This window comes from Sphingomonas corticis (assembly GCF_012035195.1).
In the GTDB taxonomy this organism is placed as follows: domain Bacteria; phylum Pseudomonadota; class Alphaproteobacteria; order Sphingomonadales; family Sphingomonadaceae; genus Sphingomonas; species Sphingomonas corticis.
The window spans coordinates 20,697-30,952 of record NZ_JAAVJH010000020.1 but is presented as its reverse complement, the minus strand read 5'-3'; the positions used below and the strand labels follow the sequence as shown (position 1 = coordinate 30,952).

Here is a 10,256-nt window from a genome sequence, read left to right as displayed (position 1 = left end):
CCGGGCTGACGCTGGTCACCGCCGCGATCGTGTACTGGAACACGCTTTACATGGGCCGCGCCGTCGAGCATCTGCGCGCCAGCGGCGAGCCCGCGCCCGACGAGCTGCTCGCCCATGTAGCCCCGCTAGGCTGGCGACACATCAGCCTGACCGGCGATTACCTCTGGCAAAACGCCGCTGCCGAGCTCGATCAAGACGGCTACCGCGCACTCAACATCGCCGGCGGACCCGGAGCCAAGGTGGCCTGAGCCGCCCTGTTCGCTACCTGTTCAGCTTACCGCTGTCCGTGTCACAAACCTTGAGGTGCTCCCCGGTTGCAGTCGGCACGGGGCGGATGGCGCAGCGCCAGATCTTCTGGCGTGACAATAGTCAGCGGTCGCGGCGGTTCGCGCCGGCGGGCCAGGATGTTGACGATGACGTCGTCGCTGGCGACGCCGGCCAGCAATGCTTCGCGCACGGCCACTTCTACCGCCTCCAGCCCGTCGTCGAGCACCGCTGCCAGCACCCGCACGAACCGCCGGTCGGCATCGTCGCCGGTGCCAAGCTTGCGCCGCAGTCGTGCCAGCGCAGGCGGCAACTCCCAGCCCTGGAACGGTGCGCCGTTGCGCAGGGCACCCGGCTTGGTCACCAGCACCGGCAGATAGTGCCACGGGTCGTAGATGGTCCGGTCGCGGCCGAAGAACCGGGGATGGTCGGCGACGACTTCACCGTCGCAGCGCACGACGATGCGGTCGGCATAGGCGCGGACCTGGACGGCACGTCGCACCACCCTGGCAGAAACGGAATAGCGGTTGCGGTCGAAGCTGATGAGGCATGTGCCGCTTACCGCATGCTCGCTCTCGTGGAAGCCGTCGAAGGGTGCGACAACAGGCTGGAGCACCGCCCGTTCTGCTGCCCATGCCTGGGCGACCGTCAGCTCCTTCTGCTCGGGATGCTGGTGCAACTCTGCCCAGCGCCGACACTCCGCCTCCAGCCAGCCGTTCAACTCCTCGAGGCCGGTAAATCGCAGGCGCGGCTGGAAGAAGCGACCGCGTGCGGTCTGCACCTGGTTCTCGACCTGACCTTTCTCCCAGCCCGACGCCGGCGAGCAGGCGGTCGACTCGACCATGTAATGGTTGGCCATGACCAGGAAGCGACGGTTGAAGACCCGCTCCTTGCCGGTGAACACGCTCGTCACCGCCGTCTTCATGTTGTCGTAGATGCCGCGCGTCGGCACGCCTCCGAAGAAAGCAAACGCCCGTGCATGCGCGTCGAACAGCATCTCCTGTGTCTCGCGGGGATAGGCCCGCACATACATTGCCCGCGACGCGCACAGCCGGACATGCGCGACCTTCACGCGCATCGGCTTGCCCGAGATCTCGACGTCCTCGTGGCTCCAGTCAAACTGGTAAGCCTCGCCCGGCCGGAACAGCAGCGGGATGAACGCCGGCGCATTCATCACGTCGCGACGCTGCGCCTGCCGCCAGCGCGCCGCATAACGGCGAACCGCGTCGTACGAGCCATCGAACCCCTCGCGTAGCAGCAGGTCGTGGATGCGCGTGAGGCGCAGCTTCTCGCGCCGCGGCCGTGCCTCATCTTCCTCCAGCAACGCATCCAGTCGCGCCTGAAACGGCCCCAGCTTCGGCAGCGGCTGCACCTCTCGCCGATAACCCATGTCCGCTTCCGGCGCCCGGATCGCCTTGCGCACCACCTTGCGCGACAGGTGCAGGTCCCGCGCTATCGCCTTGATGGCCTTGCCCGACGCGTGCTCGCGCCGGATTCTCAACACCGTCTCCAATACCAGCATCCCGATCTCGCCGCCTGACACACCGCCAAGCGAACAGCCTAGAACACCAGGATGAGGGGTCCCTTTTCGACGCCGATCACCCCGCTAACGGGGTCCCTTTTCCACGCCGATCCACAGTTTGGGAACGCGGACGACGTTGAAGGTCTGGATCTCGATCGCAAGGCAGCCAATAATCACATATGCTTCGGGCTCGAACCCAAGCATGGCTCCATGGCCAACTCGCGCAATCTTTTCTGGGAGGCGTTGCGCCGGATGGTCGCACAGGCCGGCAATCAGGTCAGCATCGACATGTGGCAACAAGACTGGCCGGGCCATGTACCCGACGCCGATGGCTTCAATCCCCACGTTGCTTTGCTCGATCTCGTCGCGGAGGGAGATCCGGAAATCATCCGCAGGCTGGTACGGGGGGAGTTGCGCTTCTCCACCAGCATCGACAAGGCCCAGATCGCGAGCAAGGGCGACCTTAACCAGCTAGCCGAGATCATTCGCAAGGATCTGGCCGACCAAGCGGCCGCGCACCGCGCGATGCTCGAGGACCGGCGGCGAGCAAGTCAGGCAAGGCTCGACCTGTGGCGCCAGGGCTACGAACGGGAGCATCCCGAACGGGCGCAGGAATATGAGGAACTGACAGCCGCGCTTTGCCATCCGGCAAACTGGTATCCCGCCTACTACTCAGGCAAGATGATCGAGGAGGCCCGCGCCAATCCCTTCGCAGAAGCCCGCTTCATTGACGATGCGCGGTACCCGCACCCTTTCGGCAGCCTCCGGCTGTTCGCCCACGAGCCCAAACCCGTTTACCCTTGCACCAATGCCGACGTCGAGCGGTTCGAGGAACTTCAGGCCCATCGTGCCGCATCAAAGGCTGCGTTCGAGGGAGGCAGCCAGTGAACCCGATCGATCGCCGCCGTCTCGCCTCGTGCGCCGTCCCGGGCACGAAACTCAGCAAACACGCGGCGCTGCGCAGCCAGCAACGCAGCATGTCTCCGGACATCATCGATGCCGTCATCGACTTCGGCAAGGAGCGCCACGCATGTGGGGGATGCTTCAGCTATTCCTTCACCGATCGCACTTGGCGGCGGTTCGTCGACGCGATGGGCCCTGCCGCCCGGCGTCTTGAACGCGCCCGGAGTGCTTATGTGATCGTCGCCGATAACGGCCTCGTCGTGACCGCGGCCTGGCGACACTGACACGAAGGGCCCCGAGATCGATGGCATGTTTGCGGCTCATCCGGCCCGAACCAAGCCGCGGAAACGATCGGCAAAGGCTCGATTAAGCGTTTTGGAATATTACCCTCTGAATTCACTCGAAAGGTCTCCCATGTCCCGCATCGTTGATCCGCCCCGGAACGTGCTCGACAGTCTCAGGCAGCCGCTGACCGCTGGCGAGCGCCGGATTTTCGACCTGCTCGATCGCGAACTGGACGAAGCTTGGGAGATTTACCTTCAGCCCCACCTGAACGGCTTGCGACCGGATTTCGTTATCCTGAACCCTAATGTCGGCATCGTCGTGGTCGAGGTGAAGGACTGGAACCTCGACGCGATGGACTACTTCGTTAAATCCCGCGACAATGGGCACCACGAACTCTGCGCCCGGAAAGATGGCCAGGAGTTTCCCATCCCGAACCCGTTCACCACGATCCGGAGATACAAGAGGGAAATCTTCAACATCTACTGCCCGCGCTTGCCCGAGCGGGCCGGATTTGGCGCAGTCAGCCCCATCGTGATCTTCCCGTTTGCCCCGCGCGACCGGGTCCTCGAACTGCAAACGTCATTCCTGAAGGAAAAGGAACTTCAGAGCCGCGACCATTGGTTCCCCGTCGCCGGAATGGAAGACCTGACGGCAGAGGGTTTGCAGCGCTGGATGCCGCTGCTCAACCCCGACAAGCGCTCCGTCATGCGGCCTGATCACGCCGATGACTTGCGGAAATGGCTCGTTGAACCCGATTTCGGGAAAACACAGCGAGAGCCGCTGGTTATGGACAGCCACCAACGCACCCTAGCCGAGACGCGCACCCGATCGGGCTATCGCCGCATTAAGGGGCCTACGGGATCGGGCAAATCGGTGGTGCTGGCCGCCCGCGCCGCCCGGCTCGCCAGCGAGGGCAAAGCGGTCCTCGTCGTATCGTTCAACGTCACGCTGTGGCACTACCTGCGCGACTTGATCGTGCGGGGCCTGCAAGACCTAGTAACGAGCGGCAGATCCGTGCCGGACCCGATGACGTATGTGACGTTCACGCATTTCCACGAGTGGTGCAAGGATGTCTGCCAGGACCAACGGATCGAGCATCAAGGGTTTCTCGATCGATATGCTGCAATCATGGAACCAATTGCGGCAATCCAGAGCGCGCCCGGTCTTGATGCCAGGGAGAAGAAGCGGAGGATCAGCGCAATCAGCGGCCCGATACTGAATGACCAGGTACCACGCCTTGCCAGGGAGGCCGCCAAGGCTGTGAGCCGGTTTGAACAGGCCGATGCCGTGCTTGTCGACGAGGGGCAGGACTTCCTGCCGCACTGGTGGGCTGCCTTACGCGATATCTGCCGCCCGGATGGGGAAATGGTGCTGGTCGCTGACGTCACCCAGGACCTCTATGGCACAGCCAGGAACTGGACTGAGGAAGCGATGTCCGGCGCCGGGTTCAAGGGGGACTGGGCGGAACTCAAGCTCGGCTATCGCGTCCCTTCCGATGCCCTTCGCCTCGCCAGCGACTTCGCCACGCGTTACTTGCCCCCGGAAACTCGCAACTTGGCCGAACCCGACCAGAGCAGCCTCGAACTCGACCGAAGTTCGGTTCGCTGGATCCAATGCTCCGAGCAAGAAGCTATCGCCAAGTGCACTTATGCGGTGCATCAGATGAAGTTCAACGTAAAGGACAATGGCACGTCCAACACTGACATCGTTTTTCTATGCGATTCCATTGATCATGGTCGGATGGTGGTCGATGAATTGGAAACATACACCGGATACAGGCACAATATCGCCCACACATACGACCACGACAAGGCGATAGAAGGTCGCCTTAAAATGGCGTTCTGGATGGGTCAGCCACGCATCAAAGCCACTACCTTCCACAGCTTCAAGGGCTGGGAAACGCGCCTTCTCGTGGTCTACATCGGTAGCGCCCACGGCAGCGAAACCCGCGCAGGGATTTACGTCGCGCTTACCCGCCTGAAGCGTCATCCCGCTGGCAGTCATATCATCGTCGTCTGCTCGGATCCTGACCTCGCCGAATTTGGCGAACGTTACAGCGAGATGGCCAACTGAAACCAGCGCGCTGCGCTTGGATTATCGTCGGGCGATCTCGGGCAACGTACACATGCTCAGGTGGGGTGGCCGTTGGGCCGATTGCCCGTCCGAGTATGGTCCATCGACGACGGCCTACAATCGCTGGACACGTAACGGCATCTGGACACGCATCCTGACGGCGCCAACGAAGACCGAGGCTTGCTGAGCTGCTAAAAGCCAACCTGGCGTAGGATGTCTGCTCCTGACAAGGCCTGCCTTCCGATGTACCACGTAGGAACGACCGGAAAGTCCCACATCACGCCATTTGGGACGGCTGAGAGCGTCCCGCTATTCGATCCCAAGCGGGAATGAGGCGACTGGACCTAACTGCCACCCTTCACCGGTTGATTGGTCGCCTCGGCCAGCACCTCGGCCAACTCCTCGATGGAATAGGGCTTGCGCAGCAACCGCAACCCCTTGGTGCCTTCCTGCGCCAGGACATTGCTGTACCCGCTGGTCAGCACCACCGGGAGCTGCGGATGAAGCCGGGCTATCTCGTCCGCCAGTTCGATGCCTGAGCGTCCGGGCATGACGACATCGGTAAAGACGGCATGATAGCGATCGGGCGAACGGTCCAGCTCGACGAGCGCCGCATCGGCATCCGCGACCCAATGTGAGCCGAGGCCCAGTTCCGAGAGCGCCTGGGTAGCGAACTCGCCCACTTCCCGATTATCCTCGACGACGAGGATGCACGTCCCCGCTTCCAGAGGCTGGAGCGATAGACGTTCGGCAATGTCTGCCGGCTTTTCCGCGGTCGCCAGCGGCAGGTAGAGCGTGAACGTCGTCCCACGTCCCACCTCGCTATCGACCCCGACATCGCCCCCGGATTGCTTGGCGAAACCGAACACCTGGCTGAGGCCCAGCCCTGTACCGTGGCCTACACCCTTGGTGGTGAAGAACGGCTCGAAAATCTGCTCAATCCGTTCCGCGGGGATACCAGTGCCGATATCGGCGATGGAGATGGCCACATGATCCTGTTGGATCGCGGCGTGATTGCGCAATGCCGGCAGTTCGCTCACCATCTCGACCTTGATGGCGAGACTGCCTTCGCCGTTCATCGCGTCGCGCGCATTCACCGCCATGTTGACGATCGCGGTGTCGAACTGGCTGGGATCGGCCAGCACGAGCGTCGGCTGCTCCGGCAGGTCATAGCGGGTTTCGATTCGTGATCCCGTCAGCGTCGGCAGCATCCCTTGCAGGGACGCGATGCTCGCTGCCGCATCGAAGACCTGCGGTTGCAAGGTCTGGCGGCGGGCGAAGGCTAGCAACTGGGCAGTGAGCTTCGTCGCGCGGTCGGCCGTGTCGGCGATCGCATCGACATACCGGACGCGCTTCTCGTCGCTGAGGCCCGGCCGTCGCAGCAGATCGACCGAGCCGCGGATGACGGTCAGCAGGTTGTTGAAGTCGTGGGCGACACCGCCGGTGAGCTGGCCGACCGCCTCTACCTTCTGCGACTGGCGCAGCGCATCCTCGGTCTGACGCAGCACCTCGTCCGCCTCGCGCGAGGCGGTCACGTCGCGACCGATCGCGAAGATTTCGCCGCGATCGGGGGCTGCGGCCCACGATATCCAGCGATAGCTGCCGTCCTTGTGCCGGAAGCGGCAGACGTAGGGCGGCAGCTCGCCGACCTGCGCGATGGCGAGCGCCCGGGCTGTGGATGCGACATCATCGGGATGGATGAAGTCCGTGGCGGCACGGCCGATGACCTCGACCTCCTCGTAGCCGAGGATCGTCATCCAGGCGGGGTTCGCCTGAGAATAGACGCCTTCGGTGCTGGCGACGACGATCAGGTCAGGCGATGCGCTCCACAACCTTTCCAGCTCTGCGGTGCTGACCTCAACCTGCTCGGCCAAATTGACTGCCTCGTCGCGAAGCTGCCTCTCTCGCGACATCCGCTCGCTGTCGTCCAGCATGGCTCCGATCATGCGCAGGGGATCGCCGGCATCGCTACGGATGACGAAGCCGCGATCCCGGATGTCGGCATAGCTGCCATCGGCACGCCGGAACCGGTAGCTGTCGGCCCAGTCCGTGCCTCCGCCATCAATGACGGCATGGATGCTGGCATCGATCCGGCCGCGATCCTCGGTGTGGATGTGGTCGATCCACCAATCGCCTGTCGGTTCGACATCGGCAAGGCGATGGCCATAGGACCGCTCGATCGCCTCGTTCCAGGTGACGTGATTACGCACCAGGTCCCAGTCCCAGATCGCATCGTTGGTCGCGCGGTTGGCGAAGCGCAGCCGCTGCTCGGTTTCGCGCAGCTTCGCCTCCGCGAGCCGCGCGTCGGTGACGTCGTGGATGGTGCCGATCAACCGTGCGGCGCGACCATCCTCGAAGAACGTCTGCCCGCGTGCGGCGATGTGGCGCAGCTTGCCGTCCTCGATCCCGATCGTGCGGTACTCGGTCTCGAACAGGCCATCGCCTGCGGGATCGAGCGACGACTGCACCGCGGCGTCGGCACCGGCGCGATCGTCGGGGTGGACGCCCCGCAGGAACGCTTCCTGGTAGCTGACCGGCGCTCCGGGCGGCAGGCCGAACAAGGCCCGCGCGCCATCGTCCCAGGTCAGAACGTCGTGGATCAGATCATAGTCGAACGTGCCGAGGCGCGCGGCCGTGGTCACGACTTCCGCGGTGCGCCGCGCATCCTCGAGCGCGACCTTCGTCTCGTGCTCGGCGGTGATGTCGCGCACCGCCTTGACGAAGCCGGGATCGTCGGCGCCGAGCAGCGGCGTCATCGCGCCGTGCGCGTAGAAGCGGCTGCCGTCCTTGCGGATATGCCAGCGCTCGTCCGAGGCGCGGCCTTCCTTCCGCGCGATCCGGAACTCGCGATCGGGAATGCCCGCCTCGCAATCCTCCGGCGTGAAGAAGCGATCGGCGGGGCTGCCGAGCATCTCCGCCTCGGTCCACCCGAAGATGCGCTCGGCGCCGGCGCTCCAGCTCGTGACGATGCCGTCGGCGTCCATCGCGATGATGGCGTTGTCGATCGCGGAGTCGACGATCGCTTGATACCGGTCCTCGGTCGCCTGGAGGCGTCGCGACGCATGATCCATCGCCATCGCGTGATCGCGCTCGCGGATGGCGTCGCGGTTCTCGATCAGCTCGACGACCTGCTCGGCAAGCAGCGACAGCGCCTCGCGTTGCGCCGCGTCCAGCCCTCCCGGCCGGGCCGCGGTGTCGATCGCGCAGAGGCTGCCCAGCGCTTGGCCGTCTTGGGTGACGAGCGGCGCTCCGGCATAGAAGCGCAGATACGGTGCGCCGGTCACCAGTGACATCGACGCTGTGCGCGGATCGGCCGTCAGGTCGTCGATCTGGAACACGTCGCGCTGGCGAATGGCGAGCGCGCAGACGGACGTGTCGAGCGCCGTCTGGTCGATGTCGACGCCGCCCCTCGCCTTGAACCATTGCCGGTCGACGTCGACCAGGCTGACCAGCGCGATCGGCACGCGGCAGATGTTCTGCACCAGCGCGACGATCCGGTCGAACTTCCGGTCGGTCGGCGTGTCCAAGATGTCGTGCCGGCGAAGGGCCGCCAAGCGATCGGTTTCGTTCGTTTCCGGCCTTGCGCCGGCTTCCTCTTGTCGTGTCGGCACTGCTCGTCGTTATCGTTGGAAAGGAGGGTCGTGGATGGCGATCCATCGCAGCAGCCCCCCGCTCGCCCGCGACCGCCGACATCTAGCAGCGAATGAACAAACGGCCAACATCTTCGCCGTTTCGACCGCACGGGTGAAGGGGGTGAGGCCGGACAAGCGGCTGAATTAATGACTATGGCCGGGCGCCTAACGCCCCTAACCTGCGTTACCAAGCTCCAGGTCGGAGCCGGTGAATGTGTCACGTACTGATTATCGAAGACGAACCGTTCATCGCCATGAACATCCAGACCATGCTGGAGGAGGCGGGTGCCACCTCGTTCGACTTTGCGGTGACGGAGGCAGAGGCGGTTGCTGCCGCGCTCGCTCACCCGCCCGGGCTGATAACCTCGGACGTAAATCTGGTTGAAGGCACCGGACCCGCGGCTGTGGCCCGGATTCATGCCCGCCTCGGAGAGATGCCGGTCATTTTCATCAGCGCGACGCCTGCCGAGTGCCACCCCTGCAATCCGCCGGGGATCATTCTCGGCAAGCCGGTCCGGGAAAGCGAGCTGAAGCACGCGTTTCGTCAGATGGTGTAGGTGGAGACGCCTAGCGTCATCGGCTATTGCCAGATCGACAGCTCGCCCCAGTCCGCGGCTTTCGCCAGAATGCACCGCCCCTTGCTGAAACCGTCCATCCAGCTCAGACGCAACATGATTTCCGAATGGTCAATCGGACAGTCGATAGCCGTTCCCTTGCGCAAGGCGCCAAGCGACTGCCCAGCGGCAAACGCGTCGTTCATTCGGGCGAGAAGGTTGAGCATAGGGCATCGTAACCGGCGACGCTGCGACATCCAACCCTTGGGTAAAGCGCACCTTTATGGGTGACGGCCATCACCCGGTATGAGTTGTGGGAGGCCACACACTTTCCCAATTTACCATCCCAATGGGAACGCGCCAGCCGTCTCGCTGGCCCTTCCAAGTCGAGAAAATAACATCTGATGTCTCGTTGGATAGTTAATCGGTCGCAGTCACACCATGACCATGTTCTTCACACAGCCGCTCTAATTCATCTACCCACGGCTGACTTTCAAGATAGGTGCTGGTTCCAATATCGGCATCAGTAGGAACGATGTCATTGGTCAGGCTGAGGTTGCGCGGCGACAGATCAAGGTTATCTTCACCTGCGAACCATCGAATGACTCGATCGCCTTCACGCCAAATGACCCACACTGCTTCAGTGTCCCGAGGTCCTCGGGTCAGGCCTAGAACACAGGCATGGGTGTCGACGCCGGGGGCTTTTTGGTGTAGGTATGATTCTACGACTTCCTTATACTTGGAAAAGTGTGATCGCTCCTCAAGACCGAATGGCTTGTACTCGGAGAAATATGAATGGCGAACCTTTTCTTGACTACAAGCAGTTACAAGGGTCGCCATTGTCACTGACATGCAAAGCCAGATATAGCTCTCTAGACGGCATTCCCGCATCGCCATTACGACCCTTGTTAATTGCAGCCGCCAACTACGCGACCGTATAGACCAGGCTGACCATCTTCGTCCTAATTTCCGAAACTCGATCGAGTTTTGGGAAGCAGCGGCTTAATTCGAGCTGAAAAACGG

General features: G+C 63.0%; 11 protein-coding genes. 7 read left to right on the top strand and 4 right to left on the bottom strand.

The window, feature by feature from the left end; genetic code table 11:
* On the top strand, positions 1 to 248 hold a 248-nt coding region (locus tag HBH26_RS18325), incomplete at its 5' end, for a Tn3 family transposase (RefSeq protein ID WP_168136091.1).
* Between the two features lie 41 nt (positions 249 to 289).
* Here HBH26_RS18325 and istA read toward each other — a convergent pair.
* Positions 290 to 1,786 (bottom strand): IS21 family transposase, encoded by a 1,497-nt coding sequence (gene istA / locus HBH26_RS18320; protein WP_168136090.1) that lies wholly within the window; start codon positions 1,784 to 1,786, stop codon positions 290 to 292.
* Between the two features lie 51 nt (positions 1,787 to 1,837).
* Here istA and HBH26_RS18315 point away from each other — a divergent pair, with 51 nt between their 5' ends.
* The 4 genes from HBH26_RS18315 (at position 1,838) to HBH26_RS21330 (ending at position 5,234) form a co-directional block, all read left to right on the top strand.
* Positions 1,838 to 2,674, top strand: coding sequence for a hypothetical protein (locus tag HBH26_RS18315; protein ID WP_168136089.1), 837 nt, complete (start codon positions 1,838 to 1,840; stop codon positions 2,672 to 2,674).
* Positions 2,671 to 2,973, top strand: coding sequence for a hypothetical protein (locus tag HBH26_RS18310; protein ID WP_168136088.1), 303 nt, complete (start codon positions 2,671 to 2,673; stop codon positions 2,971 to 2,973). Before HBH26_RS18315 ends, HBH26_RS18310 begins: the two co-directional genes overlap by 4 nt.
* A gap of 130 nt (positions 2,974 to 3,103) precedes the next feature.
* Positions 3,104 to 5,047, top strand: a complete 1,944-nt coding sequence (locus HBH26_RS18305) for a nuclease-related domain-containing DEAD/DEAH box helicase (protein ID WP_168136087.1) — start codon at positions 3,104 to 3,106, stop codon at positions 5,045 to 5,047.
* Complete coding sequence (locus HBH26_RS21330) at positions 5,016 to 5,234, top strand: transposase (RefSeq protein ID WP_420825001.1); 219 nt, start codon at positions 5,016 to 5,018, stop codon at positions 5,232 to 5,234. Before HBH26_RS18305 ends, HBH26_RS21330 begins: the two co-directional genes overlap by 32 nt.
* 157 nt (positions 5,235 to 5,391) lie before the next feature.
* Here the strand turns inward: HBH26_RS21330 and HBH26_RS18295 are convergent, their stop codons facing one another.
* On the bottom strand, positions 5,392 to 8,601 hold the full coding sequence (locus tag HBH26_RS18295) for a PAS domain-containing protein (RefSeq protein ID WP_168136085.1): 3,210 nt from the start codon (positions 8,599 to 8,601) through the stop codon (positions 5,392 to 5,394).
* Between the two features lie 91 nt (positions 8,602 to 8,692).
* On the opposite strand from HBH26_RS18295, the gene HBH26_RS21095 reads away from it, so the two are divergent.
* Positions 8,693 to 8,827 (top strand): hypothetical protein, encoded by a 135-nt coding sequence (locus tag HBH26_RS21095; protein WP_275402989.1) that lies wholly within the window; start codon positions 8,693 to 8,695, stop codon positions 8,825 to 8,827.
* Positions 8,828 to 8,891: 64 nt separating this feature from the next.
* Positions 8,892 to 9,236, top strand: coding sequence for a response regulator (locus tag HBH26_RS18290; RefSeq protein WP_168136084.1), 345 nt, complete (start codon positions 8,892 to 8,894; stop codon positions 9,234 to 9,236).
* Positions 9,237 to 9,259: 23 nt separating this feature from the next.
* On the opposite strand, the gene HBH26_RS18285 is transcribed toward HBH26_RS18290, so the two are convergent.
* Together HBH26_RS18285 and HBH26_RS18280 are read right to left on the bottom strand one after the other, a co-directional pair.
* Positions 9,260 to 9,439 (bottom strand): hypothetical protein, encoded by a 180-nt coding sequence (locus tag HBH26_RS18285; protein WP_168136083.1) that lies wholly within the window; start codon positions 9,437 to 9,439, stop codon positions 9,260 to 9,262.
* Positions 9,440 to 9,653: 214 nt separating this feature from the next.
* Entirely contained in the window at positions 9,654 to 10,085 is a 432-nt protein-coding gene (locus HBH26_RS18280) for a hypothetical protein (RefSeq protein ID WP_168136082.1), read from the bottom strand.
* Between the last annotated feature and the right edge of the window lie 171 nt (positions 10,086 to 10,256).